23 protein-coding genes and 1 pseudogene are annotated in these 26,400 nt (G+C 62.6%); 6 read left to right on the top strand and 18 right to left on the bottom strand.

Annotation, left to right across the window (positions count from 1 at the left end; translation table 11 throughout):
* Window positions 1-9: 9 nt before the first annotated feature.
* From HDG33_RS28235 to HDG33_RS28165, 15 genes are all read right to left on the bottom strand, one after another.
* Entirely contained in the window at window positions 10-801 is a 792-nt protein-coding gene (locus HDG33_RS28235) for a ParA family protein (protein ID WP_090802387.1), read from the bottom strand.
* Window positions 802-872: 71 nt separating this feature from the next.
* Window positions 873-1,556, bottom strand: coding sequence for a 16S rRNA (guanine(527)-N(7))-methyltransferase RsmG (gene rsmG, locus HDG33_RS28230; RefSeq protein ID WP_184036904.1), 684 nt, complete (start codon window positions 1,554-1,556; stop codon window positions 873-875).
* Window positions 1,553-3,511, bottom strand: coding sequence for a tRNA uridine-5-carboxymethylaminomethyl(34) synthesis enzyme MnmG (mnmG, locus tag HDG33_RS28225; RefSeq protein ID WP_184036901.1), 1,959 nt, complete (start codon window positions 3,509-3,511; stop codon window positions 1,553-1,555). Before mnmG ends, rsmG begins: the two co-directional genes overlap by 4 nt.
* 174 nt (window positions 3,512-3,685) lie before the next feature.
* Complete coding sequence (locus HDG33_RS28220; RefSeq protein ID WP_184036898.1) at window positions 3,686-4,462, bottom strand: ABC transporter ATP-binding protein; 777 nt, start codon at window positions 4,460-4,462, stop codon at window positions 3,686-3,688.
* A complete protein-coding gene (locus HDG33_RS28215; protein WP_184036895.1) occupies window positions 4,462-6,246 on the bottom strand; it encodes an ATP-binding cassette domain-containing protein in 1,785 nt (594 codons plus the stop codon). The genes HDG33_RS28220 and HDG33_RS28215 overlap by 1 nt, the downstream gene beginning before the upstream one ends.
* 4 nt (window positions 6,247-6,250) lie before the next feature.
* Entirely contained in the window at window positions 6,251-7,306 is a 1,056-nt protein-coding gene (locus HDG33_RS28210) for a branched-chain amino acid ABC transporter permease (protein WP_184036892.1), read from the bottom strand.
* A gap of 219 nt (window positions 7,307-7,525) precedes the next feature.
* The gene (locus tag HDG33_RS28205; RefSeq protein WP_184036889.1) at window positions 7,526-8,686 is read right to left on the bottom strand and encodes an ABC transporter substrate-binding protein; all 1,161 of its coding nucleotides are present in this window, start codon (window positions 8,684-8,686) and stop codon (window positions 7,526-7,528) included.
* Between the two features lie 419 nt (window positions 8,687-9,105).
* The gene (locus HDG33_RS28200; RefSeq protein WP_184036885.1) at window positions 9,106-10,272 is read right to left on the bottom strand and encodes an ABC transporter substrate-binding protein; all 1,167 of its coding nucleotides are present in this window, start codon (window positions 10,270-10,272) and stop codon (window positions 9,106-9,108) included.
* A gap of 557 nt (window positions 10,273-10,829) precedes the next feature.
* On the bottom strand, window positions 10,830-11,801 hold the full coding sequence (locus HDG33_RS28195) for a branched-chain amino acid ABC transporter permease (protein WP_184036970.1): 972 nt from the start codon (window positions 11,799-11,801) through the stop codon (window positions 10,830-10,832).
* Complete coding sequence (locus tag HDG33_RS28190; RefSeq protein ID WP_184036882.1) at window positions 11,801-12,685, bottom strand: branched-chain amino acid ABC transporter permease; 885 nt, start codon at window positions 12,683-12,685, stop codon at window positions 11,801-11,803. Before HDG33_RS28190 ends, HDG33_RS28195 begins: the two co-directional genes overlap by 1 nt.
* A gap of 189 nt (window positions 12,686-12,874) precedes the next feature.
* Window positions 12,875-14,089, bottom strand: a complete 1,215-nt coding sequence (locus HDG33_RS28185; RefSeq protein ID WP_184036879.1) for an ABC transporter substrate-binding protein — start codon at window positions 14,087-14,089, stop codon at window positions 12,875-12,877.
* Window positions 14,090-14,151: 62 nt separating this feature from the next.
* Window positions 14,152-14,910: an ABC transporter ATP-binding protein gene (locus HDG33_RS28180; protein ID WP_184036876.1), complete on the bottom strand. Its 759-nt coding sequence runs from the start codon at window positions 14,908-14,910 to the stop codon at window positions 14,152-14,154.
* Window positions 14,907-15,686 (bottom strand): ABC transporter ATP-binding protein, encoded by a 780-nt coding sequence (locus HDG33_RS28175; protein ID WP_018418872.1) that lies wholly within the window; start codon window positions 15,684-15,686, stop codon window positions 14,907-14,909. The genes HDG33_RS28180 and HDG33_RS28175 overlap by 4 nt, the downstream gene beginning before the upstream one ends.
* Before the next feature lie 289 nt (window positions 15,687-15,975).
* The gene (locus tag HDG33_RS28170; protein ID WP_184036873.1) at window positions 15,976-17,691 is read right to left on the bottom strand and encodes a GMC family oxidoreductase; all 1,716 of its coding nucleotides are present in this window, start codon (window positions 17,689-17,691) and stop codon (window positions 15,976-15,978) included.
* A gap of 150 nt (window positions 17,692-17,841) precedes the next feature.
* Window positions 17,842-19,395, bottom strand: coding sequence for a CoA-acylating methylmalonate-semialdehyde dehydrogenase (locus tag HDG33_RS28165; RefSeq protein ID WP_260330608.1), 1,554 nt, complete (start codon window positions 19,393-19,395; stop codon window positions 17,842-17,844).
* Between the two features lie 145 nt (window positions 19,396-19,540).
* Between HDG33_RS28165 and HDG33_RS28160 the strand changes: the two genes are divergently transcribed.
* Window positions 19,541-20,440, top strand: coding sequence for a LysR family transcriptional regulator (locus HDG33_RS28160; RefSeq protein WP_184036870.1), 900 nt, complete (start codon window positions 19,541-19,543; stop codon window positions 20,438-20,440).
* Window positions 20,441-20,675: 235 nt separating this feature from the next.
* On the top strand, window positions 20,676-21,212 hold the full coding sequence (locus tag HDG33_RS28155; RefSeq protein WP_184036867.1) for a class IV adenylate cyclase: 537 nt from the start codon (window positions 20,676-20,678) through the stop codon (window positions 21,210-21,212).
* Window positions 21,213-21,299: 87 nt separating this feature from the next.
* On the opposite strand, the gene HDG33_RS28150 is transcribed toward HDG33_RS28155, so the two are convergent.
* Complete coding sequence (locus HDG33_RS28150; protein ID WP_184036864.1) at window positions 21,300-21,791, bottom strand: Lrp/AsnC family transcriptional regulator; 492 nt, start codon at window positions 21,789-21,791, stop codon at window positions 21,300-21,302.
* A 147-nt stretch (window positions 21,792-21,938) separates the two neighbouring features.
* On the opposite strand from HDG33_RS28150, the gene HDG33_RS28145 reads away from it, so the two are divergent.
* Window positions 21,939-22,430 (top strand): hypothetical protein, encoded by a 492-nt coding sequence (locus tag HDG33_RS28145; protein WP_184036861.1) that lies wholly within the window; start codon window positions 21,939-21,941, stop codon window positions 22,428-22,430.
* Between the two features lie 92 nt (window positions 22,431-22,522).
* A complete protein-coding gene (locus tag HDG33_RS28140; RefSeq protein WP_311548387.1) occupies window positions 22,523-22,837 on the top strand; it encodes a 4a-hydroxytetrahydrobiopterin dehydratase in 315 nt (104 codons plus the stop codon).
* A 104-nt stretch (window positions 22,838-22,941) separates the two neighbouring features.
* Here HDG33_RS28140 and HDG33_RS28135 read toward each other — a convergent pair whose 3' ends face one another.
* Window positions 22,942-23,166, bottom strand: a complete 225-nt coding sequence (locus tag HDG33_RS28135; protein WP_090802357.1) for a DUF3717 domain-containing protein — start codon at window positions 23,164-23,166, stop codon at window positions 22,942-22,944.
* 149 nt (window positions 23,167-23,315) lie between these two features.
* On the opposite strand from HDG33_RS28135, the gene HDG33_RS28130 reads away from it, so the two are divergent.
* Both HDG33_RS28130 and HDG33_RS28125 read left to right on the top strand, forming a co-directional pair.
* A complete protein-coding gene (locus HDG33_RS28130) occupies window positions 23,316-24,002 on the top strand; it encodes a response regulator transcription factor (RefSeq protein WP_013090980.1) in 687 nt (228 codons plus the stop codon).
* Window positions 24,003-24,169: 167 nt separating this feature from the next.
* A pseudogene (locus HDG33_RS28125) lies at window positions 24,170-25,669 on the top strand (sensor histidine kinase); the annotation flags it as partial.
* 103 nt (window positions 25,670-25,772) lie between these two features.
* On the opposite strand, the gene HDG33_RS28120 reads toward HDG33_RS28125, so the two are convergent.
* Window positions 25,773-26,306, bottom strand: a complete 534-nt coding sequence (locus tag HDG33_RS28120) for an SET domain-containing protein (protein ID WP_184036858.1) — start codon at window positions 26,304-26,306, stop codon at window positions 25,773-25,775.
* Window positions 26,307-26,400: the final 94 nt, after the last annotated feature.

The following is a 26,400-nucleotide window of genomic DNA, read 5'->3' as shown; positions in this document are numbered from 1 at the left end:
TCGATCCGCTTAGGATGCCTGGGGCGCGTCATTCAGCGCGCGCACCCGCTCAATCATTTCGACGCCGAACTGCACGTACGCCTGCGCGCCTCGCGACGCCCTGTCGAACACCACACCGGGCAGCCCGTAGCTGGGCGCCTCGGCCAATCGCACGTTGCGTGGAATCACCGCGTCGAAGACCTTGTCGCCGAAGTGCTCTTTCAACTGATCCGAGACTTGCTGTTGCAACGTAATGCGCGGATCGAACATGACGCGCAGCAGACCGATCACCTTGAGGTCGCGATTCAGATTCGCATGGACCTGCTTGATCGTGTTGACGAGGTCGGACAGCCCTTCTAGCGCAAAGTATTCGCACTGCATCGGAATGACGACGCCGTGCGCGGCGCATAGTCCGTTGAGCGTCAGCAGTGACAAAGCCGGCGGGCAATCGATCAGCACGAAATCGTACTCGCCCTCGACCCCGGCGAGCGCCGCCTTCAGTTGACGCTCGCGATTCTGCATGCTGACGAGTTCGACCTCGGCGCCCGCGAGCTCACGGTTCGCGGGAAGCACGTCGTATCCGACCGCCTCGGGCCGTACGCGCGCATCGGCCACCGACACGTTGTCCACGAGCACCTCGTAGACCGTGTTCGTACATTCGGCCTTGTCGATACCGCTGCCCATCGTGGCGTTGCCTTGCGGGTCCAGATCGATGAGAAGGACTCGCTGTCCCTGCGCTGCCAGGCTCGCGGCCAGATTGACTGTGGTGGTCGTCTTGCCGACGCCGCCCTTCTGGTTCGCAACGCAGAAGATTTTTGCCATCGTTGGTGTGTCCCTTTTGCTGCTTGGATGAAGTGAAAATCGTTGAGGGTGTTGACAGGCCGAAGCGGCCGTCAGCTTTCGGGGTCCACTCGCACCTCGATCAGATGCCGCTCGGCGTCGAGCGACGGCACGTTCAGCCGGATGATCTGTTCCACGTGAGCGCCCGCCGGCAGACGCGCGATTTCGGCATCCGGCCGCATACCCTTCATCGCCCAAATTGCGCCCTGCTCCGCAACCAGATGACGGGCCAGTGTAACGAAATCCGAGAGTTCTGCGAACGCGCGCGAGACAATTACGTCGAACTTTGCCGGTACTTCGGCGCCAGGCCGCAGCGTCTCCACCCGACCGGTCACAACCGACAGGTTCGCGAGGCCCAGTTCCGCCTTCGCCTGCGACTGAAAGGCAGTCTTCTTATGGACGATGTCGTTCGTCGTGATGGTCCAATCGGGCAGCACGATCGCGAGCACGATGCCCGGCAGCCCCCCGCCCGAACCGACGTCGAGCACCGACGACGGCCCGCGCGGCGCCAGGTGCGGCACGATCGATAGCGAATCGAGAATGTGCTGGATTAGCATCTGCCTCGGATCGCGGATCGCTGTCAGGTTGTAGACGTTGTTCCACTTCGCGAGCAGCGCGACGTAATCGAGCAACTTGCGCTGCTGCGCGTCGCTGAGTTCGAGACCAAGTTCACGGACACCGTCCGCCAGCAATGACGCCAAGGCCTGCTGGTCGATTCCCCTCTGCGCTGCCGTCATTGAACCACCGGCGTGCTGTCGGCGCCGGGCTCGGCGGACTTCGACGGACGACGCCCGAGGCCACGCTTCAGATGGACCATCAGCAGCGAGATGGCGGCAGGCGTGATACCGGAAATACGCGACGCCTGTCCGATCGTTTCCGGCCGGAACTGCATCAACTTCTGGCGAGCTTCGAACGACAGCCCACGGACCTCGGTGTAGTCCAGCCCTTCAGGCAGACGCGTGTTCTCTTGCGCCTCGTTGCGTTCGATCTCACCGGCCTGTCGGTCGATGTAGCCCTGATATTTAATGCCGATTTCGATCTGTTCCTTGATTTGCGCGAGCAGCGCGGGGTCCTCCGCAAGTGCTTCGGGCGCGCCACAAGTGCCGTCACGCAGCCCGCAGACGCCGTCGTAGCTGACGCCCGGACGACGCAGCAGGTCCGCGAGACTGTATTCGTGGTCGATTGGCTTGCCAAGCAAGGCGGTCGCCTCTTCTGCCGGTAAGGTCTTAGGATTGACCCAGGTTGAACGCAAGCGCTGTGTTTCACGTGAAACAGCGTCACGCTTGCGACTGAAGGCGTCCCAGCGAGCGTCATCGACCACGCCGAGTTCGCGCCCGATCTCCGTCAGCCGCATGTCGGCGTTGTCTTCGCGCAAGCTCAGACGGTACTCCGCGCGACTCGTGAACATCCGGTACGGCTCGGACACCCCGCGCGTGACTAGATCGTCCACGAGCACGCCGAGATAAGCCTGGTCGCGACGCGGACACCATGCTTCCTTGCCTTGCACGAACAGACCGGCGTTGATGCCGGCCAGCGTGCCCTGTGCAGCTGCCTCTTCGTAGCCGGTCGTACCGTTGATCTGTCCGGCGAAGAACAGGCCACTGATCACCTTCGTTTCCAGGGATGCCTTCAGGCCACGCGGATCGAAATAGTCGTACTCGATCGCGTAGCCCGGGCGTAGGATATGCGCATGCTCGAGGCCGCGCATCGAACGCACCAGCTCGAGCTGCACGTCGAAGGGCAGGCTCGTCGAGATCCCGTTCGGATAGAACTCGTTGGTCGTCAGACCTTCCGGCTCGAGGTAGATCTGATGCGATTCCTTCGACGCAAACCGGTGAATCTTGTCCTCGATCGACGGGCAATAGCGTGGCCCCACCCCCTCGATCACGCCCGTGTACATTGGCGAACGATCGAGACCGCCGCGAATGATGTCATGTGTCCGTTGATTTGTATGCGTGACCCAGCACGGCACCTGGCGCGGGTGCTGCTCGACATGCCCGAGGAACGAGAACACCGGCACCGGGTCCAGATCGCCGGGCTGCTCTTCGAGCTGCGAATAGTCGATCGTGCGACCGTCGATTCGCGGTGGCGTACCGGTCTTAAGCCGGCCCTGCGGTAGCTTCAGCTCTTTCAACCGCGCCGACAGCGAAACCGCAGCCGGGTCGCCCGCGCGTCCGCCGGTGTAGTTGTTCAACCCTACGTGAATCTTGCCGTCGAGGAACGTGCCCGCCGTCAGCACCACCGCGCGCGACCGGAAACGAATACCCACTTGCGTGATGGCGCCGACCACGCGGTCGCCCTCGACCATCAGATCGTCGACGGCCTGCTGAAATAGCCAGAGGTTCGGCTGATTCTCTAGACGATGGCGGATCGCCGCTTTGTACAGCACGCGGTCAGCCTGAGCGCGCGTCGCGCGGACCGCCGGTCCTTTCGACGAATTCAGGATCCGAAACTGGATGCCGCTTTCGTCGGTAGCGGCCGCCATGGCGCCACCGAGCGCGTCGACCTCCTTGACCAGATGGCCTTTGCCAATGCCGCCAATCGACGGATTGCAGCTCATCTGACCAAGGGTCTCGATGTTATGGGTCAAAAGCAGCGTTTTGTTGCCCATGCGCGCCGACGCCAAAGCAGCTTCGGTGCCGGCATGACCGCCGCCGACGACGATTACGTCAAATTCTGTGGGAAAAAGCATCGCGGGATCTCACGCCAGATCGTCGCGTGAGCCTTCAAAAGAAATGTATGGGCGAATTATAACGGGTTCAGTTTCGGCCCGAATTTCGTCGAATGGTGAAACAATAAAAAAGCGGTGTGTTTCACGTGAAACACACCGCCTCCAGAGACAGCGATCAGCGAAATAAGTGCGGGCTTATGCGACCTTTTTGGCAAGACCGAGATAGGTTTCGATCACCCGGGGATTTTGCGCGAGGTCGGTGGCCGGTCCTTCCAGTGCCAACTCGCCGGTTTCCAGCACGTAGCCGTAGTCCGAGATCTGCAATGCAGCGCGCGCATTCTGCTCGATCAGCAGCGTCGCGACGCCCGTCTGCCGCAACGCGCTGATGATGTGAAAGATTTCCTTCACGATCAGCGGCGCGAGACCGAGGCTCGGCTCGTCCAGCATCAGCAGATCGGGCTTGCCCATCAGGGCGCGGCCGACCGCGAGCATCTGCCGCTCGCCGCCGGAAAGCGTGCCGGCCGCCTGCTTGCGCCGCTCCTTGAGCCGCGGAAACAGTTCGAACACCGGTTCCAGCTGATCGAGAAAGTTGCGCTCCCCTGCTCGCTTGCGCCGGTAGGCGCCAAGCAGCAGATTGTCCTCGACGGTCATCGAAGCGAAAAGCTCGCGCTTTTCCGGCACCAGGCACATTCCAAGCGCAACGCGTTTTTCGACCGGCATCGCGCTGACGTCGTCGCCCTGATAGGAAACCGCGCCTTTCGCATGACCGGACGTCGGCAACGCGCCCATGATCGCATTCAGCAGCGTCGACTTTCCCGCGCCGTTCGGGCCGATCACGGAGACGATCTGCCCCGCCCGCACCTTGATCGCCGCATTGTGCAGCGCTTCAACCTTGCCGTAGCGGACGGACAATTGGCTCACTTCGAGAATCGGTCCCGCCGCCGCCACGCCGGTCGTTGTCATGTCGTCCATCATTCCACCCCACCCAGATACGCTTCGAGCACCGCCGGATCCTGCTGGACTTCCTGCGGCAGGCCCTCAGCGATCCGCGTGCCGAACTCCATCACCACGAGCCGGTCCGTCAAATTCATCACGAAATCCATGTCGTGCTCGACGAGCAGCACGCTCATCCCTTCTGTCTTCAGTCTGCGCAGCAGTTCGGCGAGCTGAAGCTTTTCCTGATACCGCAGACCAGCGGCCGGTTCATCGAGCAATAGCAGAGTCGGGTCGCAACACAGGGCGCGCGCAATTTCGAGAATCCGCTGTTGACCAAGCGCCAGGCTGCCCGCTTCGTCATACATGTGCTGTTCGAGGCCGACGCGGCGAATCTGCCGAGCGGCTTCGGCCATCAACCGCTGCTCTTCGGAGCTGTTCAGCCGCACGACACTGCGCCACACGCCCGCATGGCCACGTAGATGCGCACCGATCGCGACGTTCTCGAGCACGGTCATACCCGGCAGCAGCTTCACGTGCTGGAACGTCCGGCCGATGCCGCGCTTGACGATTTGACGCGAACTCAGCGCATCGATGCGCTCGCCGCGGAACGTGATCTCGCCGCTTGTCGCCTGCAGCACACCGGTCACGAGATTGAAGGTCGTCGACTTGCCCGCGCCGTTCGGTCCGATCAGCCCGATGATCTGCCCTGCTTTGACCTCGAAGCTGACGTCGCTCACCGCGACGAGACCGCCGAACTGCTTGCGCGCCTTGTTCACCGTCAGCAGGTCTTCGCCGGTCTGTGGCTTGTTGCGCTGCGGCAGAGGATCCGCGTGATCGGCGAGATGCGCCCGCGGGCCACGCGGGAAAAAGCGCGCGACGAACGGCCAGACGCCCTGCCGCGCGTACTGCAGAAGCAGCACCATGATGATGCCGAACACGATCACTTCGAAGTTGCCGTTCTCGCCGAGCAGTTTTGGCAGCAGCGTCTGCAAATAATCCTGCAGCACGGTCAGGATCGCCGCGCCGAGCACCGCGCCCCAGACGTGCGAGACGCCGCCCACCACCGCCATGAACAGGAACTCGATGCCGTGATTCAGTCCAAACGGCGTCGGATTCACGGCGCGCTGCAAGTGCGCGTACAGAAAACCCGAGACCGACGCAAGCACCGCCGCATAGACGAAAATCACGACGCGCATCCAGCCGGTGTTGACGCCCATTGCCTCGGCCATCAGACCACCGCCGCGCAACGCGCGGATTGCGCGACCCGGCCGGCTATTAAGCAGATTCTGAACAGAGACGACTGCACCGAGCACGACCACCCAGATCAGGTAATAGATATGGCGGCCGGACTCGAGGTTGATCCCAAAAACATTCAACACCGGGATGCCGTTGATGCCGTCGTACTTGCCGAGCATGTCGAGATTGCCGAACAGGTAGAACAGCGCGAGCCCCCACGCAATCGTGCCGAGCGGCAGAAAGTGGCCGGATAGGCGCATCGTCACGAGACCGAGCATCAGCGCAACCAGCGCAGTGACGATCACGCCCGCGATCAGTGCGAGCCACGGCGACACGCCGAAGTTCGTCGTCAGATACGCGGTTGCATACGCGCCGATGCCAACGAACGCGGCCTGCCCGAAGCTCGTCATCCCGCCGATGCCGGTCAACAGCACGAGGCCGATCGCGACGATCGAATAGAGACCGATGTAGTTCAGCAGCGTGACCCAGTACTCGGGTACATGGATCGGACGCGGCAGAACCGGCAAAGCGAACAGCACCACGAGGAACAACCAGAAGAACTTCTTTTGCATGATTCGTTTCATCGTGTCACTCCTCTTCCTCTTCGGCGTGCGGACTCGCAAGACTGCGCCACAGCAGCACCGGGATGATTAACGTGAAAACGATCACTTCCTTATAAGCACTAGCCCAGAACGACGAATACGACTCCAGCAGACCAACCAGAATCGAGCCGGCCGCCGCCAGCGGATAGCTGACCAGACCGCCGATGATCGCGCCCACGAAGCCCTTCAAACCGATCAGGAAGCCCGAGTCGTAGTAGATCGTCGTGAGCGGCGCGACGAGGATGCCGCACAGTGCGCCGAGCCCCGCCGCAAGCGTGAATGCGAGGCGTCCCGCCTGCGTGGTGCCGATGCCGACGAGCCGCGCGCCGAGCCGGTTCACCGACGTCGCGCGCAACGCCTTGCCCGAGATCGAGCGATCGAAGTACAAATACAGCGCGCCGATCAGCACGACCGCGGTGCCGATTACCCACAGGCTCTGGCCGGAGATCGACAACGTGCCGATGTTGAACGTCGCATCGGAAAACGCGTTGGTGCGCGAGCCTTCGGCGCCGAACATCACGAGGCCGAGACCGACCATCACGAAATGCACGGCCACCGCGACGATCAACAGCAGCAGCGTGGTCGCCTCCGCGATCGGCTCGTAGGCAAGGCGATACACGAACGGACCCATCGGAATCACGATCAGCAGCGTCAGCGCGATCTGCACGATCATCGGCAGCGGCTGCAGGAAGATGCCGCGCGTGAGCGCGTAGACCGCGATCGGAAACAGCAGGTACTTCCCCGCCAGCACGGGCAGCGTGCGCGCCGCATGACGACGCCGCTCAGCATGCCGCAACACGGCCGCCGTCTCGACGACGAAGCATGCCGCGCCCATCGCCATCAACAGCCAGCAGGTGGCCGGAAACTTCTGCGTTTGCAGTGCGGCGAGCGTCAACGCACCGTACGAAACGAACTCCCCTTGCGGGATGAAGATCACCCGCGTGACGGAGAACACCAGCACCAGCGCAAGCGCGAGCAGCGCGTAGATCGCGCCGGTCGTGATGCCGTCCTGCGCGAGGATCGCCGCAATTGATAGATCCATACTTCCTCGTCCTGAAGCGTCGAAATCGAAAAACTGGGAAACAGTCGCGACGGCGCGGTGCGAAGCCGGCCATCGATCTGCATGTCTTAAAAGACAACCGCCGCGCCGGGACGCGGCGCGGCGGTCGATGCCATTGTCGTCGAACACAATGGCAATGCGGCGTCATGCACCGCAGATTGCGCGAGAGGCGCGTACCGCTACTTGTTTTTGTAAATAGTCTTAGTTGTTCTGCAACTTCCACTTGCCGTCGACGATCTGCACGATCACGCGTGCGCGCTGGTCGAGGCCGTTGTGGTCGTTCGCGGTGGTGTTCATGATGCCGTGCGACACTGGCAGCTCCTTGATGTTTTCGAGCGCGTTGCGCAGCGCCGCGCGGAACTCCGGCGTGCCCGGCTGGGCGGTCTTCAGCGCGACCGGAATCGCAGCCTGCAACATCTGGCCGGCATCCCATGCGTGGCCGCCGAAGGTCGCGACCGAACCCGCGCCATAGGCCTTCTCATAGGCGTTCTTATAGGCTTCCGACGACTTCTTCACCGGGTTCGAATCCGGCAATTGATCGACAACGAGAATCGGACCGGCCGGCAGCAGTTCGCCTTCGCAATCCTTGCCGCACACGCGAAGGAAGTCGTTGTTCGCGACCCCGTGAGTCTGATAGATCTTGCCCTTGTAGCCACGCTCCTTCAGCGTCTTGGCCGGCAGCGCCGACGGCGTGCCCGAGCCCGCGATCAGCACCGCGTCGGGATTCGCGCCCATCGTCTTCAGCACCTGGCCCGTCACCGATGCATCAGTGCGGTTGAAGCGCTCGTTCGACACGATCTTCAGGTTGTGCGCTTTCGCGGCGGCGTCGAACGTCGTGTTCCAGCTGTCGCCGTATGCGTCCGAGAATCCGATGAAGCCGACCGTCTTCACGCCGTGATGCTGCATGTAATCGGCGATCGCTTCGGCCATCAGGCTGTCGTTCTGAGGTGGTTTGAATGCCCATGCGCGCTTCGCATCCATCGGCTGAATGATCGCGGCCGATGCCGCGAGCGAGATCACCGGCGTCTTGCCCTCAGCGGCCGGATCGAGCATCGCGAGCGAATTCGGCGTGACGGTCGAGCCGATGATCGCGTCGACGTGGTCTTCGTCGATCAGCTTGCGCGTGTTCTGCACGGCCTTGCTGGTGTCCGACCCGTCGTCGAGGATGATGTACTGCACGCTCTTGCCGCCGATCTCCTTCGGCAGCAACGCGATTGTGTTCTTTTCAGGAATCCCGAGCGAGGCGGCCGGCCCCGTCGTCGACAACGTGACGCCGATCTTCACCTGCGCGAATGCAGCCCCCGCGCCGCACATCAGCGCCATCGCGATGCCGGTGCGTACCCAATGCCTTGTCTTTTTCATTGCGAGTCTCCAAACGCTTTGAAAAGCGCCTATGTGTAAACCGGCTTGCTGGGCCGGGTGTTTGAATCTAGTGAGCGGGTTCAGGTGTGCCAAGCATGGTTTTCCCTGCTCGGCGCGCATACCTTCCCCCACTGCGTCGGGTACCGCTTCTCTCGCGTCGCGCGAGTACGCATTCGCGTCATACACCGCGTTTCTGTGCCGCGGCTTTATTCCAACCAGGCATTTCATAAACCACTAATATGTTAGTAGTTTGCGTTCTGCATTATCGACGGTCAAGAGAGCGTGCGCCAAATGCGGGTTTGTCCTGAAGCAGCGAAACCACATTTTTGCGCGATGCGGACACCTGGCCCGGGTAATAAAAAAGACGCGTCAACTGCACGCGTCTTTTTCGATGAGGTCCCGTGGCGCAGAGCCTTCGCTCAGTCGCCGGCGAGCTTCCACTTGCCGTCGACGATCTGCACCATCACGCGCGCCCGCTGATCGAGGCCGGCATGGTCGTTCCCGCTCATGTTGAAGATGCCGTGCGACGCGGGCATATCTTTCGTGCCTTCGAGCGCGGCACGCAGCGCCTCGCGGAATGCCCGCGTGCCTGGCTGCCCCTTCTTCAACGCGAGCGGGATCGCATGCTGCAGCAGCAGACCCGCGTCCCATACGTGACCGCCGAACGTCGACACCGACCCCGCGCCATATGCCGTTTCATACGCATGCTTGTACGCGAGCGCGCTTTTCTTCACCGGATTCGCCTCGGGAAGTTGCTCGGCGACCAGCAGTGGGCCAGCCGGCAGCCACGTGCCTTCGCAATCCTTGCCGCACACGCGCAGAAAGTCGTTGTTCGCGACGCCGTGCGTCTGATAGTACTTGCCCTTGTAGCCGCGCTCCTTCAGCGTTTTCTGCGGCAGCGCGGCCGGCGTGCCCGCACCGGCGATCAGCACCGCGTCCGGGTTCTGCGACATCATCTTCAGCACCTGGCCCGTGACCGATGCATCGTTGCGCGCGAAGCGCTCGTTCGCGACGATCTTGATCTTCGCGAAGTCAGCGGCTTTGCTGAATTCCTTGAACCAGCTCTCGCCGTACGCGTCGGAAAAGCCGATGAACGCGACCGTTTTCACGCCGTGATTGGCCATGTGCTGCGCAATCGCCGTGGCCATCAGAATGTCGTTTTGCGGCGTTTTGAAGACCCATCCACGCTTCGCGTCCATGGGCTCGACGATGCTTGCGGCCGCGGCCAGAGAGATCATCGGCGTCGAGGTTTCGGCAGCGATGTCGATCATGGCGAGCGAGTTCGGCACGACGGTCGAGCCGATCAGTGCATCGACGTGGTCTTCGCTAGTGAGCTTGCGGGCGTTCTTGACCGCTTGGGTGGAATCGGTTGCGTCGTCGAGGACGATGTAGTCGATCTTCTGGCCCGCCACTTCTTTCGGCAGCAGCGCGATCGTGTTCTTTTCCGGAATGCCGAGCGATGCGGCCGGTCCTGTTGCCGACACGGTGACGCCGATTTTCACGTCCGCGAATGCATGGCCGCTCCAGGCAGCCGAGACCCCTGTGGCGACCAATGCCGCGCTGATCCAACGCAATGCCGACTTCATCCTGCTCCTCTATTAACCCCGTTATTCAATTGCAATTAAATCCACGGATTTAATTGCCAACCCAATGGTCGGTGAATAGCGAGTGTAGCGGACGCAAGCGCCGTGCTGCAAGCGTTTCGCAGGCTTGTGATGTTTACCTCAGCGGCTAACGGAGAGTAAAAAATGGCGCGTGAAATAGCCGGGAGATCGCGTCAAAAAATTCGATAAACACAAATAAAAAAGCGCTGTTGGATATCAATCCAACAGCGCTTTCTTCTGGGCACTGAGTGCCTCACTTGTCTCCTCGTTCTCCACCTGCAAATTCGTGGTGCATCAGAACTGCATGAAGATTAAACGACCACTCCAACAGTCACAACTAGCAATTACCCTAGTGGTGCACTGCGGCACCGGATTGGGGCGCGTAGGGCGCATTTCGTCGCACGGTTTGCCACAGGTTCGCCCGAGTCCCTGATCCAGCGGACCTTCAGCACGAGCCGCGATTAGATCGGACGTCGAAGCAATTTCGTATCGCACTGCATCAAGCGAGCGACCACGCGGGCGGGATCAAACAGCCAATCTCAAGCCCGCAACGGTCGCACTCGCGCGACGATCTCACCGACGATGCCGCGCCGGAACGCCAGCACACACGCGATGAAAATCAGCCCGGTGACGATCGTCACCGATTCGCCGAGCGAGCGGAACCAGTCGATGCCGGTCATCGACGCGAGTGCCGAGCCGATATCGCCGAGCCTGTCTTCGAGCGACACGATCAACGCGGCGCCGAGCAACGGCCCGAACAGCGTGCCCATGCCGCCCACCAGCGTCATCAGGATCACGAGGCCGGACATTGTCCAATAGGCATCGCTCAGCGTTTCGAAGCCTTGCACCAGCACCTTCAGCGAACCCGCGAGACCCGCAATGCCGGCCGACAGGATGAATGCGAGCAGCTTGAAACGGTCGGTGTCGTAGCCGAGCGACACCGCGCGCGGCTCGTTTTCCTTGATCGCGACGAGCACCTGCCCGAACGGCGAATGCACGATCCGCACGATCAGCAGGAAAGCCGCGACGATCACCGCGAGCACGACGAAATATAGCGCGACGTCCGAAGAGAGATCGAGCACGCCGAACAGCTTGCCCCGCGGCACGCCTTGCAGACCGTCTTCCCCGTGCGTGAACGGCGCCTGCAGGAACACGAAGTAGACCATCTGCGCGAGCGCGAGCGTCACCATCGCGAAGTAGATACCCTGACGGCGAATCGCGAAGAAGCCGACGACGAGCCCAAGCAGCGTCGCCGCCGCGGTGCCGCTCAGCACGCCGAGTTCCGGCGAAAAGCCGAGCGTCTGCATCGCATAGCCGGTCACGTAACCCGCCGACGCGAGAAACATCGCATGACCAAAGGACAGCAAACCCGTATAGCCGATCAGCAGATTGAAGGCGGCCGCGAACAGCGCGAAGCACAGCACCTTCATCACGAAGAGCGGATAGATGCCGAGCACCGGCACCGCGAGCAGCACGATCAGCAGCAGACCGTAGAGCACCTTTCTCTGCATCATTTTTCCCTGCCGAAAAGACCCGCCGGACGCACGAGCAACACGAGCGCCATGATCACGAAGACGACGGTCGCCGACGCCTCGGGGTAGAACACACGCGTGAGTCCTTCGACTACGCCGAGCATCAGGCCGGTCAGGATCGAGCCCATGATCGAGCCCATGCCGCCGATCACGACCACCGCGAACACGGTGATGATCATCGACTGGCCCATCAGGGGCGAGACCTGAATCACCGGCGCGGCGAGCACGCCGGCAAACGCCGCGAGCGCGACGCCGAAGCCGTAGGTCAGCGTGATCATCAGCGGCACGTTGACGCCGAACGCCTCGACGAGCTTCGGGTTTTCGGTGCCCGCGCGCAGATACGCGCCAAGCCGCGTCTTCTCGATCACGAACCAGGTCGCAAAGCACACGACCAGCGACGCGACCACCACCCATGCGCGATAGTTCGGCAGATACATGAAGCCGAGATTGGTCGCGCCCGACAGCGCCGACGGCACATCGTACGGCTGGCCCGACGAGCCGTAGATCGAATGGAACACGCCCTCGATCACGAGTGTGAGGCCAAACGTCAGCAACAGGCCATACAGATGATCGAGCTTGTAAAGCCAGCGCAGCATCGAGCGCTCGATCGCGACGCCGACCAGCCCGACGATCAGCGGCGCGAGCACGAGCATCACCCAGTACGGCAGATTGAAATACGACAGCCCCATCCACGCGAGCATCGCCCCGAGCATGAACAGCGCGCCATGCGCGAAGTTGATCACGTTGAGCAGGCCGAAAATAATCGCCAGCCCGAGGCTCAGAATCGCGTAGAACGAGCCGTTCACGAGCCCGAGCAGAAGCTGGCTCAGCATCGCCGGTAGCGGAACGCCAAAGATGTCCATTGAAGCCCTTAGCCCTTCAAGCCATCGTCAAGGTGAGATCGGTGACGCACGATCCGGCCGGCACGCGACGAGCGGCGACGCTGCCCGTCGCGTGCGGCATCTGAAACGGTCATCCGCCAGCACGTGCCCCTGCAGCGCCGGCGGTTCTCTCAGGTCTGCGCGGTCCTCGACCGCTTACTGCGCCCGCGCTTACTTCCACAGCGCGCAGCGGGTCTGCGCCTTGGTCGTGAAGACCTGATCGCCCGGAATCGTCGCAGTGATCTTGTAGTAATCCCACGGCTCCTTCGATTCGGCCGGCGTCTTCACCTGCATCAGGTACATGTCGTGGATCATGCTGCCGTCCTGACGGATGTAGCCCTTCGCGTAGAAGTCGTCGATCTTCGTCTTGTGCAACTGCGCCATCACCTTGTCCGGATCGGTCGAGCCCACCGCCTGCACCGCCTTCAGATAGTTCATCGCCGCCGAGTAGTCGGCAGCCTGCAGGCTCGACGGCATCTTCTTCATCTTGTCGAAGTAGCGCTGCGACCACTTGCGCGAGTCGGCATCCTTGTTCCAGTACCAGCTGTCGGTCAACACGAGACCTTGCGTCGTTTCGAGACCGAGGCTGTGCACGTCGTTGATGAACATCAGCAGCGCGGCGAGCTTCATCGTCTTGGTGATGCCGAATTCCTTCGCGGCCTTGATCGCGTTGATCGTGTCGCCGCCCGCGTTCGCGAGGCCGAGGATCTGTGCCTTCGACGCCTGCGCCTGCAGCAGGAACGACGAGAAGTCCGACGCCGACAGCGGATGACGCACCTCGCCGAGCACCTGGCCGCCGTTCGCCTTCACGACCTCCGCGGTCGCTTTTTCGAGCGCCTTGCCGAATGCGTAGTCTGCCGTCAGGAAGTACCAGGTCTTGCCGCCCTGCTTCGTCACGGCCGAGCCCGTGCCGTTCGCGAGCGCGGTCGTGTCGTATGCGTAGTGGATCGTGTACGGCGTGCATTGCTCGTTGGTCAACGTATCGGCGCCGGCGCCAACGCTGATATAGACCTTGTGCTTCTCGCCCGCGACGGTGTTAGTCGACAGCGCGGTCGCCGAGTTCGTGCCGCCGATCACCATGTCCACGCCGTCGCGGTCGAACCACTCACGAGCGCGCGATGCCGCGATGTCCGCCTTGTTCTGGTGATCCGCGTACAGCACCGTGATCGGCTTGCCGTTGACCTTGCCGCCGAAGTCGGCGACCGCCATCCGGATCGCTTCAAGACCGCCCTGCCCGTCGATATCCGCGTACAGCCCCGACATGTCCGTGATGAAGCCGATCTTCACGGCATCGTCGGCCGCTTGCGCGCTGCCCAGCGTCAGTGCGGTGCCGGCGGCGACTGCGAAACAGAGTGAGGCAATTCGCGCGAGTGGGTTCTTTTTCATGCATGTCTCCTGGTTCTTCGCTTGTGGTTATCAGAGGCAGTCGGGCGCGCGTGTGTCCGTGTCTATACGCCCAGTAAATCGTGCAGCACCGGCATCTTGCCTTCGAGCTCGCTAGCCCCGAAATGCTCGACGATCATGCCGTGCTCCATCACATAGAAACGATCCGCGAGCGGCGCGGCGAAGCGGAAGTTCTGCTCGACCATCACGATCGTGTAGCCGCGCGCCTTCAGCGTAACGATCATGCGCGCGAGCGCCTGCACGATCACGGGCGCGAGCCCTTCCGAGATTTCGTCGAGCAGCAGCAGATTCGCGCCAGTGCGCAGAATCCGCGCGACCGCGAGCATCTGTTGTTCGCCGCCCGAGAGCCGCGTGCCCTGACTCATGCGCCGCTCGTGCAGATTCGGGAACATCGCGTAGATTTCCTCGAGCGACATCATGCGCGCCTTGTCGCCGACGGGCGGCGGCAGCAGCAGATTTTCCTCGCACGACAGGCTCGAAAAAATGCCGCGCTCTTCCGGGCAATAGCCGATGCCGCAATGCGCGATGCGATGCGTGGGCAAGCCGACGGTTTCGCGTCCGTCGATACGGATCGAGCCGGTACGGCGACCCGTGAGGCCCATGATCGCGCGTAGCGTCGTGGTGCGGCCCGCGCCATTGCGTCCGAGCAGCGTCACGACCTCGCCGCGGCCGACCGACAGATCGACGCCGTGCAGAATGTGGGATTCCCCGTACCAGGCTTGCAGTCCCGCGATTTCCAGCGCGGGTGCGCCGCTTTTCGTTTCGTTCGCTTCGAGGCCTTCGCGCTCGACCGTCGTATTCATGCGTGGGCTCCGGCGAGCGCCGCGTCAGCGCTGCCCATGTAGGCTTGCATCACGAGCGGATTCTTCGACACTTCCGCGTAGCTGCCCTCGGCGAGCACTTCACCCCGTTGCAGCACGGTGATCGTGTCGGAGATACCGGCGATCACATTCATATTGTGTTCGACCATCAGGATCGTGCGTCCGGCCGACACTTTCTTGATCAGCGCGGTCACGCGATCGACGTCCTCATGACCCATGCCTTGCGTGGGCTCGTCGAGAAGCATCAGTTCCGGCTCCATCGCGAGCGTCGTCGCGATTTCGAGCGCGCGCTTGCGGCCGTAGGCGAGTTCGACCGTCAACACATCGGCGAAATCGGTCAGGCCGACCTGGGTCAGCAGATCCATCGCGCGATCGTTCAGACGGCGCAACGTACGCTCGCTCTTCCAGAAGTGAAACGCGGTGCCGAGCGAGCGCTGCAACCCGATGCGCACGTTCTGCAATGCCGTCAGATGCGGAAATACCGCGGAAATCTGGAACGAACGGATGATGCCGCGCCGCGCGATCTGAGCTGGCCGTTCGCCGGTGATATCGACACCGTTGAAAACGATCTGGCCCGCGGTGGGTTCGAGAAATTTGGTGAGCAGATTGAAGCAGGTGGTCTTGCCCGCTCCATTGGGGCCGATCAGCGCATGGATCGAGCCACGGCGCACGCGCAGGTTCACGCCGTTCACGGCGACAAAGCCTTTGAACTCGCGGGTGAGGCCGCGCGTTTCGAGAATCGTATCGCCGAGAATCATGTTCCCTTCCATACGGAGTAAGGCGAAGCACTACGATCTTTCCGCGCGAAGCTCTGCGCGACTTGTTGTTTTTGCGGCACCCCTTGCCGCTCCTTGGCGTGCTGCACCAATCCGTACGGTAATCCATGGCGTGGCACGCAGCATGGCTGCCATTGTCGCGCCAATGATGCAGCGCAATCATTGGGATTTGCACTTAGGGAACGAGGCCCGCGCCGTGCGTATGTGACGCGCGGTTCACACGCTTCACGTACGCGGCGTAAAACCTGACCGATGCGCTCACGGAGTCATGTCACACAACTGACATCGACGCGGCAACACCGGCATGCGCGGCCATGCTGCCGCTCACGCGCGCGCGGCGATCCTCGCGGATCATGTCGCTGGCGCGCTCGGCGATCATCAGCGTCGGCGAATTGGTGTTACCTGACGTGATGTTGGGCATCACCGACGCATCGACGACACGCAAACCCTCGACTCCGATAACTCGTAGCCGGTTGTCGACGACCGCGGCGGGATCGTCGGTCGTGCCCATGCGGCAGGTGCCGACCGGATGGAAGATCGTCGTGCCGACCGCGCCCGCGGCCTGCTGCAATTCTTCTTCACTTTGATACTGGAGGCCCGGCAGGATCTCCCGCGGCTGATAGCGCGCGAGCGCGGGCGCCGCGACGATGCGACGCGTCAGACGTAGCGCGTTCGCGGCGACGCGACGGTCGTAGTCGGTCGACAGATAGTTCGGCGCGATCAACGGTGGCGCGCAAGCATCGGCCGACGCAATATGAATGCTGCCGCGCGACGTGGGGCGCAGCTGACACACCGAAGCCGTGAACGCATTGAAGCGATGCAGCGGTTCCCCGAAGCGATCAAGCGACAAAGGCTGCACGTGATACTCGAGATCGGGTCGCGACAGCGAGCGATCGTCGGCGTCGGACTTCGCGAACGCGCCGAGTTGCGACGGCGACATCGACATCGGTCCGCTCTGAAACAACGCGTACCGCACGCCGATCATCAGCTTGCCCCACCAGTGCGCGGACATCGTATTCAGCGTGCGCACGCCCTGCACCTGATACGCCATGCGCAGTTGCAGATGGTCCTGCAGATTTTCACCGACACCGCGCAGATCCTGAACGACCTCGATGCCGAGATTCTGCAGACGCGCGCCATTGCCGACACCGGACAATTCGAGCAGTTGCGGCGAGTTGACCGCGCCGGCGGAAAGGATCACTTCGCAACGCGCTTTGGCGAGATAGTCGACCTCGCCGCCACGATATTCGACTCCGGTGCAGCGGCGGCCATCGAACACGACACGCTGCGTGTGGGCACCGGTGATGACAGTGAGGTTCTCCCGCTTCAACGCGGGCCGCAAAAATGCCTTCGACGCATTCCAGCGAATGCCACGCTTCTGGTTGACGTCGAAGTAGCCGACACCAGTGTTATCGCCGCGATTGAAATCGTCGGTGGCGGGGATGCCGGTTTGCTGCGCGGCTTGCGCGAACTCTTCGAGAATCTTCCATTTGAGGCGCTGCTTCTCGACGCGCCACGGTCCGCCCGCGCCGTGCGCTTCGTTGGCGCCGCCGTGGTGATCCTCGCTGCGCCTGAAGACCGGCAGCACCGCGTTCCAGGACCACGTGCCGTCGTTCGTCACACGCGCCCACTCGTCGTAGTCTTCCCGCTGACCGCGCATGTAGATCATGCCGTTGATCGACGAACTGCCGCCGAGCACACGCCCGCGCGGATACGACAGCGTGCGGCCGTTCAGACCCGGCTCGGCCTGGGTCTTGTACAGCCAGTCCGTGCGCGGATTGCCGATGCAATACAGGTAGCCGACCGGCACGTGAATCCAGTGATAGTCGTCCTTCCCCCCGGCTTCGAGCAGCAGCACGTGGATGTCGGGATCTTCGGTGAGCCGGTTCGCCAGCACGCAGCCGGCGGTACCCGCGCCGACGATGACGTAGTCGAACTCGCCTTCGAGTCGCCGTGCGGCGCGAGGCGTACTGTCGGTATGACTCATCGTTCAGCCTCCTAAGCATTTTTGCGGCGCACGCGTGGCTGCTCGATCGCTTCCACGCGTGCGCCGCGAAGCGCTTTTATTGCGCTTTTATTGCGCTTTTATTGTTTTTCCTGGCGCGCTTGCCGACTGACGCCGCGTAAAGCCGCCAGCTTATTTGGCGACCGGCATCGTGAATTCGGCGCCCTTCGCGATGCTGTCAGGCCAGCGCTGCATGATGCTCTTGTAGCGCGTATAAAACCGCACGCCTTCCTCGCCGTACGCATGATGATCGCCGAACAGCGACTTCTTCCAGCCGCCGAACGAATGCCAGGCCATCGGCACCGGAATCGGCACGTTGATGCCGACCATGCCGATCTCGATCTGCCGGGAAAACGCGCGTGCAATGCCGCCGTCGGACGTGAACAGCGACACGCCGTTCGCAAACTGATTCGCGTTGATCAGTTCGACTGCGGAGGCGAAGTCGGGCACGCGCACGACGCATAGCACCGGTCCGAAAATCTCCTCGCGGTAGATCTTCATGTCGGGTAACACGTCGTCGAACAGCGTGCCGCCGAGGAAGAAACCCTTCTCGTGCCCCGCGACCTGATGACCGCGCCCATCGACGACGAGCTTCGCGCCCGCGGCGACGCCAGCGTCGATATAGCCGAGCACCTTGTCGCGATGCGCGCCGGTGACGAGCGGCCCCATCTCGGCCGCCGCTTCCATGCCGTTGAGGATCTTCAGGCTATTCACGCGCGGCGTCAGACGCTCGATCAGCTCATCGGCGATATGCCCCACCGCGACCGCCACCGAAATCGCCATGCAGCGCTCGCCGGCCGAGCCGTAGGCGGCGCCGATCAGGGCGTCGACGGCCTGATCGAGATCGGCGTCGGGCATCACGACGAGGTGATTCTTGGCACCGCCCAACGCCTGCACGCGCTTGCCGCGCTTCGTGCCTTCGGTGTAGATGTATTCGGCGATCGGCGTGGAGCCGACGAACGACAGCGCGCTGACTTCCGGATGCACGAGCAGCGCGTCGACCGCGACCTTGTCGCCGTGCACGACGTTGAACACGCCGTCCGGCAGGCCGGCTTCCTTCAGCAGTTCGGCGAGCCGGTTCGACGCGGACGGATCGCGTTCGGACGGTTTCAGCACGAAGGTGTTGCCGCACGCGAGCGCGACGGGGAACATCCAGCACGGCACCATCATCGGGAAGTTGAACGGCGTGATGCCCGCGACCACGCCGAGCGGCTGCCGCAGATTCCAGTTGTCGATGCCGCCGCCAATCTGATCGGTGAAATCGGTCTTCAGCAGATTCGGGATGCCGCACGCGAATTCGACGATCTCGATGCCGCGCATCACCTCGCCCTTGGCGTCGGAGAACACCTTGCCGTGTTCGCGCGTGATCAGCTCCGCGAGCTCATCGTGATGACGGTCGAGCAGTTCCTTGAACTTGAACAGCACCCGCGCGCGTTTGATCGGCGCGGTTTCACTCCAGGCGGGAAACGCGGCTTTGGCGGCAGCGACCGCGGCGTCCACCTCGGCGACGCTCGCGAGCGGCACGCGCGCGCTGACACTGCCGAGCGCCGGATTGAAGACGTCGCCGAAGCGCCCGCTCGTGCCTTCGACCGTCTTGCCGTTGATGAAATGGCTCAGCGCGCGTGCACTCGCCGCGCTGCGTGCGGCTTCGTCCTGCGCGGTTGCGTCGGAATATGTCTCGCTCATCTCGTTCCTCTTTCCTGTGAAATCTTCCGCTTCGCGCTCGATGCCGCGCGCACAAGCGTGCTGAACACCAAGCGTACGGCCCTTACGAGCGACAAATCCAATGAGTAATGCTCAACTGCGCCATAAGCCGCGCTAATATCAGCATATGGATCTGACTCTCCTTAGGGCCTTCGTCACCGTCGCACGCGAGGGCAACCTTACGCGTGCCGCGGTGCAACTGCATCTGACCCAACCTGCCGTCAGCCTGCAAATCAAGCACTTGCAGGAGACGCTCGGCGTGACGCTGTTCACGCGGACTTCGCACGGGCTCGCGCTGACCCGCGACGGCCAGGCGCTGCTGCCGCATGCCGAACGCGCGCTCGGCGCGGCAGCCGACGTGCAGCGGGCGGCGCAGACGCTGCGCCAGGAAGTACGCGGGCGCCTGCGCATCGGAACCATTCTCGACCCCGAGTTTTTGCGCCTCGGCGGTTTCCTGAAGCAGCTCGTCGAGACCTGGCCGCAGATCGAAACCGCGCTGCGCCACGGCATGTCGGGCTGGGTGCGCGAACAGATTCGCGCGGGCGAGCTCGACGTCGGCTATTACATTGGCCTGCCCGCCGACGACGAGACGCGCGACGGCGCCACGTTTCACGCGGTCACGCTCACGCATTTCCAGTATCGCGTGCTCGCGCCGGCGGGCTGGAAAGATCGCGTGAAGGGTGCGCGAGACTGGCGCTCGCTCGCGGCGCTGCCGTGGATCTGGACGCCGCCGGCGTCCGCGCACAACCGGCTGCTGTCGCGCCGTTTCGGCGAAGCCGGTGTGAAGCCGGTCAAGGTGGCCGAGGTGGACCAGGAGCCGTCGATGCTCGATCTGGTCAAATCGGGCGTCGGTCTCACGCTTGCGCGCGACGCAACCGCGATCGCGGAGGCGCATGCGCACGCGCTGACGATCGTCGATGGCATAACGGTGCCGACGCAGCTGAGCTTCATCACGCTCGACGAGCGCAAGGACGAGCCAGCGATCGCGGCGGCGTTGAAGCTGATCGAACAGCAGTGGGCGATTTGAGCGGGGACGGTCTGACGCGTTGCGATATGAGTCTCGCTAATGCCCGCCCTCTCCCACTTGTTCGCCGAGCTGAAACCGCTCCGTCACGAAATTTTTGCTAGATTGTCGGTTTGCGCTCGCGCAGCGCCCTCGCACCTTCCGTTCCGCCTGGCTTCGTCCTTCCCGGCGGCCTCCGCCCGGCAACACCAGCAACTCCGGAGCCGCCGGTCACTTCCCCCATCCACAGGAGCCTGACATGGCACGCAACATCGAAATCAAAGCCCGCGCCCAGCATTTCGACCAACTGCGCGAGCGCGCCGCACAGCTCGCGACGGACGCGCCGCTGATCTTCCGCCAGCAGGACTTTTTCTACGACGTGCCGCGCGGCCGCCTGAAGCTGCGCCAGTTCGACGACGGCACGCCGGCCGAGCTGATCTTCTATCAGCGCGACGACCGCGACGGCCCGAAGGCGTCGTACTACACGCGCAGTCCGGTGACGAATCCCGAAGCGATGCATGCGCTGCTCGCGACCGCGCTGACCACGCGCGGCATCGTCTCGAAAGAGCGGCACGTATATCTGAGCGGGCGCACGCGGATTCATCTGGATCGCGTCGACGGTCTCGGCGATTTCGTCGAACTCGAAGTGGTGCTCGCGCAGGACGACGACGAAGAAGGCGGCCACGCGGAAGCACAAGCGATGTTCAAGCGCCTTGGCGTATCGGAAGCGGATCTGGTGCCGGTCGCGTATGTCGATCTGCTGAATGCCGACGACGAGCCGCAGCGGGCGGCATAGAGATCCCGTCACCGCAGGAGCCGCGGCAAGGCATGCGCGGCTCCCCTCTTGCTGTCAGTCGGCACTGCCGGCAACGGCTTCGAACCCTCAAACCGCCGCCGCCCCCGGCGCCAGATGCCCGAGCGGCAACGGCCCATTGCGCTTGAACGTGGTCAGCACGATATTCGAGCGCACGCTATCGACACCCGGCACGCGCATCAGCTTCTTCATCACGAAGGTCGACAGGTAATTCAGATCCGGCGCGACGATGCGCAGCAGATAGTCGGCATCGCCGACGACCGCGTGACATTCGAGCACTTCGGGCAGCAAGTCAATCTGGTGCTGAAACTGCTCGATGATCGAATCGCCGTGATGCTTCAGCTTCAGGCTCGTGAAAGCGGTGACACCAAGCCCAAGCTTTTCGGGCCGCAGCACGACGCGATAGCCATCCACCACGCCGACCTGTTCCAGCCGTTGCAGGCGTCGCCCGATCTGCGACGGCGACAGCGGCACCTGCTCCGCCAACTGCTGATGCGTGGCGCGGCCGAAGCGCTGCAGCACGTCGAGCAGCGCGAGATCGAAGTGGTCGAGTTCAAGCATGGCGAAATCCCGCATTAATTTGTCATTTAACACACGATTGTCGCATGTCAACCCGCTTATACGCGAAACTTGCGCCCCTTCCGCACGTGCTCCGCTCCACACTCGCATACACCAATTTCATGCAATTCGTCTTGCAGCAGCCTCGCCATGTCCACCGCCAGCAACGCCAAACTCAAGGAACAGTTCGACACCGGTCTCGAGACCCAAGCCGACTTCACGATCGATCAGCCGCTTGAGCGCTACGGCCCGCTGCCGCTGCTCGCGCGGCTCTATTGGTACACAGTGGAGTTGGGACTGATCCGCGATGACGCGAGTCCGAACGGCCTGAAGATCTACGGCGCGGGCATCGTTTCGAGCAAGGCGGAGACGCTGCATAGCAGGCGAAGCGCAGCGCCGAACCGACTCGGCTTCGCGCTGGAACGCGTGATGCGCACGCGTTATCGCATCGATACGTTCCAACAAACCTATTTCGTCATCGATGACTTCGCGCAACTTTTCCACGTCGCGCAAACCGACTTCGCGCCGCTGCTGACGAAGCTCGCCAACGCACCTGCCTACGCGGCGGGCGACCTGTTCGACGGCGATTGCGCGATTACGCGTGGAACCCGCGAGGGTTGGAACACCGGCGGCGACGTTTGAACGAAAAGCCATCGCAAACCGATCCGGCCCAGTGTGCGGCGAGCGTTGCGCAACCATGAAAAAATGACGGATTCGTCCGCCTGCCGGCGAGTGTGTTCCACGAGCGAGGTAACACCATGATTCAGAAACTGACGTCCGACGAGCGAACCCAGCAACTGGCGAAACTGAATCGCTGGCAAAGCGTGGCTGAGCGTGATGCGATTCGCCGCGCGTTCGAGTTCGCCGACTTCAACGAGGCCTTCGGCTTCATGACGCGCGTCGCGATCAAGGCGCAGGAGATGGACCACCATCCCGAGTGGTTCAACGTGTACAACAAGGTCGGCATCACGCTCTCCACCCATGAAGCGAACGGCGTGACCGAACGCGACATCGCGCTTGCCGCATTCATCGACGGGATTACTATGTAATACAAATAATTACGGGCCTTTACGCGTGTTTATGCATAATTCGCCGCGTAATCAGGTGACCATGAAAGGACAATGCAGGCAATTCCCTAGGCAAACCTTCAGTTCTACAGGCTATTCTTAAGTTGAACGTAAGCTTCCCAGGCCTGCCTTGCAATCGGGTCGAAACGATCGAGTGATAGCGACTGCTGACGCTGTACAATCAGCAGCGCATACGGCTTGGAGAGCGCGCTTGCCTCCTTGCACAGAACGTGTTCGTCGCCGCTTGAAGGTGAGCGGGTGCGCCAGAAGTTGATCGCGGCTTCCAGTTCGTGAATGCTGATCTCGGACATGACTTCGTGATGGCTGGCACGGTGCTTCGATTCGGCTCGACAGCTGCTTCGTGGCGCGTCTGCCGCCGCTTCGCACGCTGGCTGTGTAGCAGGCGCCCCGGCGAACCGCTTGCCCAAACGCCTAAACCCATTGTAATTGAGCGAAATCCATGCGACTCCTTCTGATCGAAGATGACCGCCCCATCGCACGCGGCATCCAAAGCAGTCTCGAACAAGCCGGCTTCACCGTCGACATGGTCCATGACGGCATCTTTGCCGAGCAGGCCCTCACGCAAAATCGCCACGAACTCGTGATCCTCGATCTGGGTCTGCCGGGCATCGACGGCATGACGCTGCTGTCGCGTTTCCGCCAGAGCAACCGTCACACGCCGGTGATCATCCTGACCGCGCGCGACGAACTGAACGACCGCGTGCAAGGCCTGAACTCGGGCGCGGACGACTACATGCTGAAGCCGTTCGAGCCGGCCGAGCTCGAAGCGCGTATTCGCGCAGTGATGCGCCGCAGCGGTCCGCACGGTGACATGCCGCGTCCGGAAGTGTCGCTGGGCGGCGTGCGGCTGTCGGGCGTCGACCGCCGCATCTTCAACGACGACAAACCGCTCGAACTGTCGCCGCGCGAATTCGCGGTGCTCGAAATGCTGCTGCTGCGTCATGGACGCGTCGTCAGCAAGGCGCAACTACAGGATCATCTGACACACTTCGGCGGCGACCTCGGCGATACCGCGATCGAAGTCTACGTGCACCGCGTGCGCAAGAAGCTCGAGAACTGCCGTGTCGAAATCGTCACCGTGCGTGGCTTTGGCTACCTGTTGCAGGAAATTCGCCAGGCCGCATAATCGTCGTGAAGGCCGCGCATTGCGTCGCGGCCTGACGGCCCCGGAGCGGCGCCGCGCATCGGCTGTGCCCGCGGCGCCTTGTGCCGGGCTCCGGGCCGTCTCAAGGCGCCTCGCGCCATTACTACCGCAGTTGCCGCCGCAGTCACAACTTTCCCGCGCGTTCGATCATGCACCAGCCGGCCGCCAATAGTCTGCGCCGCACGCTGCTGCGGCGCCTCGCTGCTCCCCTGTCGCTGCTCGCGCTGATGAGCGGCCTGATCGCTTACTGGCTCGCATGGCAGTACACGCAGCACGTGGTCGACCGTTCGCTCGCGGACCTCGCGACCGCGATCTCCAAACAGATCCAGATTGCCGGACCGGAAGCGCCGATCACGGTGCCACCGCTCGCGCAGGCGATGTTCTCCGACCCGGTCGAACACCTGGTCTACCGGATCAGCACCGGCGACACCGAAATCGCCGGCGATCACAATCTGCCGCTGCAAGGCACCAACGTGCGCCGCATGCATTACGCGTACGTGTTCGAGACGCAGCACGAAGGCGTGACCGTGCGGGTCGCTCAGGTGCGCGTCGATCAGCCGAGCGGTAATCCGATCGTCGTCGAAGTCGGCCAGCCCGTGCATCACCGCTTCCGCATCGCCGCCGAGTTCCTCATCGCGATCATGATGCCGTTATTGCTGCTGCTGCTAGCCGGCTGGGTGATCGTGTGGCGCGTCGTCAATCAGCAGCTCAATCCGCTGACGGCGCTCGCCGATTCGCTGAACCGGCAAACGCACACGTCGCTCGAGCCGGTCGACGAAACCTATGTGCCGGACGAGATCCGTCCGCTGACGGGCGCGCTGAACGCGTTGCTCGATCGTCTGAAAGCCGCTCTCGATGCGCAACGTAAATTCATCGCCGATGCCGCGCATCAGCTGCGCACGCCGCTCACCGCCGTGAAGCTGCATGCGGAGCAGGCGGTCGTCGCACGCGATCCGCAGCAGACGCTCGCTGCCGTGCGCGAACTGCGCGCCGCGGCCGATCGCGCCGTGCGGCTGTCGAATCAATTGCTGTCGCTCGCGCGCGCCGAGCCAGGCGAACAGGCGGCCCGCTTCGTCAATGTCGACATGGCCGCGCTCGCGTTCGACACCGGCGCCGAATGGGTGCCGCGCGCGCTACCGGTACACGTGGACCTCGGCTTCCAGCGCCTCGACGATCCGTCGAACGATGACCCGCTGATGGCGCGCGGCAACCCTGTGCTGCTCCATGAAGTGATCGCGAATCTGCTCGATAACGCGCTGAAGTATGTGCCGCCTTCGCGGGTCGACGGCGGGCGTATCACGGTCACAGTTTCGCAGACGCTGATCGACGATCTCCGCATGGCCGAAATCGTCGTCGAAGACAACGGGCCGGGCGTGCCGCGTTCGCAGCAGGAGGATCTGTTCAAGCGATTCTTCCGCGGCGACGGGCAGACCGAGGCGGGCGTCGACAGCGGCGCGGGTCTGGGCCTCGCGATCGTCCACGACATCATGGTGCTGCATCATGGCAGCGTGCATTACGAGGACGCACCGGAGGGCGGCGCACGCTTTATCGTGAGGATTCCGTTGCTGCCGCCCGGTGCGTCCGCAGGCGCTGCCACCGCCAACGATGCCAACGCACGGCGCGCCACGAAAAAACCGGCGCACTCGGCTCGGCGCCGGTCGATTTGTAGAAGGTTTGCCCGGCTGCCGCGGCGGCGTTCGCCTCAGCGCTTCGATCAGCGCAGACAGCTACCGCCGCGCACCGACCCGCGGCTCATTTCTTCTTCGATTTCTTCGCCGATTTGCTCGACTTTTCGCCCTTGTCGGCGCCTTTACCCAACTTGCCGCCGCCCTTGCCCTTCTGCGGCGGCGCCAGCATCGTGCCGCGGCACTTGCGCGCGCCGCAGCGGCATTCGTATTCCTTTTTCAGCTTTTTCGTCTGACGCGCGTCGATCACGAGGCCGTAGTCGTAAAAGACTTCCTCGCCCTCCGCGATATCGCGCAGCGCATGCACGTACACGTGTCCGTCGATTTCCTCGGCTTCGCAGTTCGGCGCGCATGAATGATTGATCCAGCGCGCGCTATTGCCGTTCACCTTGCCGTCGATGACCTTGCCGTTATCCAGCGCGAAATAAAACGTGTGATTCGGTTCAGCCGGATTATGCGGATGGCGGCGCAACGCTTCTTTCCAGGTAATCCGCTCGCCCTTGTATTCGATCAGTCGCTCGCCGGCCGCGATCGGTTCGAGAGCAAACACGCCTTTGCCGTGCACACCCGAACGGCGCACGGCGATCCTGCGTGAATTCATTGAATGAATCCTTGTGAAGAACTGGGGAATCAAATCTGGCAATCGTCAGGCGCGTCGTGCGCGCGGCTTTTTTCTGACGCGAATAGCAAACGCG

This window comes from Paraburkholderia sp. Cpub6, from assembly GCF_014201065.1.
Taxonomy (GTDB): Bacteria; Pseudomonadota; Gammaproteobacteria; order Burkholderiales; family Burkholderiaceae; genus Paraburkholderia; species Paraburkholderia tuberum.
This window is presented reverse-complemented; position numbering and strand designations above follow the sequence as displayed.